This is a genomic window from Paraburkholderia sp. BR14320 (assembly GCF_040948665.1).
Lineage (GTDB): Bacteria > Pseudomonadota > Gammaproteobacteria > Burkholderiales > Burkholderiaceae > Paraburkholderia > Paraburkholderia youngii.
Window position 1 is genome coordinate 1 of the sequence record NZ_JBFPKG010000180.1, and the last position, 1,453, is coordinate 1,453.

The window sequence follows — 1,453 nt, forward strand, 5'->3', positions numbered from 1 at the left end:
TGGAAGACCGCACGCCGGATGAGGCATACTTCGCGACACTGTCTGCGATCAAATCGGCAGCATGAACGCCCCGGTGGTTCCACTTAAAAATCTCGGGACCCTGCCCGAACAAGCGGCGCCACCTCTCAGCGCCTTGACCTGCATACCACAGGCAAATGAATTAGAATGCACGTTTCGCCCTCTGGCCCATTACCCCTTCCGGGTCTGACGCGCGAGTTCGTTCGACTACGCATGCTCCTGCTCATTGGCCGATGTAATGTGCACCGTGCAAGCATCTCGGCCGGTCGATGTGGTGTAACTTCGAAGGATGAGCATTGCATCGCGCATCCGTGTGTCATCTAGGGCCGGCGATAGTGCAAACAACGGATCTGAGTGAATCACGGGCAACACGTCGCTCTCGGTCACCGCTTTGATCGCGGCGTCCGGGTGCCGTTCGACCAAATGACGACGAGCCGATCCAAACAGTCGATCAGTAGCCAGAGGTACATCTTACTAGCCCGAAACTGGAACTCGGTATGTCGCCCTTTTGATCTGAACGCCAGACCGCTGATGACTTAGCAGGCGATTGAAATATCTGCGCGCACGTCATCCGCTCGGCAGGGGTAAACCTAGAAAACGAAGAATCGGACAACAAACTGAGGCTGAAGCGATGCGCAGAGCGGACGGCTATACCGAGTCGATGTTCACAGTGTCCAGGCTGGATGATTTCCTTCCGGCAATCACCCGTTGCGACCGATTCGGCTGTGGTTGAACGATGCGCTCACTCGCATGGATTCGGTCTTTTCGCGCATGTACGAGAGCGACGCGAAGGGCGGACGCCCGAGCATCGGGCCGCAGCAGCTGATTCGCGCGCTGCTGTTGCAAGTGCTGTATTCGATTCGCCGCGAACGCATGCTGACGGAGCAAATCTCCTACAACAGGCTGTTTCACTGGTTCGTCGGACTGGCGATGGACGAAGCGGTTTGTGACCACTCCACTTTCAGCAAGAACCGAGCCCGACTGATGGCCCATGATGTTGGTCCGTTCAAGGAGACGGTCGAGACAGAGCGCGCGCGGCCATCTGTCGGGCGAGCGTTTCAGCGTCGAAGGCGCGCTCATTCAGGCTTGGGCCTTTCTGCCCCGGACGAAGTCGGATGACGACTCGCCACCTGACGGCGGTGCCGGCTCTCACGAGCACTGGCATGGCGAGAAGCGTAGCAACGACACGCATGAATTCAGCCCGGACAGTCAGGCCCGGTTGTTTCGCAAGAGTCGGGCCATGGGCGCGATGCTTTGCTAGATGGGTCACATACTGACTGATAGCCGGCACGGACTCGTGTTCAACCACAGGTGTTGCCTTTCGCCGTAAAGGAGCCGGGTGTTTTCGGCGTAATGGCGCCAGCGACAGGCGCCTGATTCGGGGCTCGAACGGGTATCAAGAATCCTTGTTTTTACCTCCTCTCGCAAGTGCTGA

The 1,453-nt window shown here is 58.0% G+C and carries 1 pseudogene; it reads left to right on the forward strand.

The window, feature by feature from the left end:
• Positions 1 to 649 precede the first annotated feature (649 nt).
• Positions 650 to 1,276: pseudogene (locus AB3X89_RS39675) on the forward strand (transposase); the annotation flags it as partial.
• Positions 1,277 to 1,453: the final 177 nt, after the last annotated feature.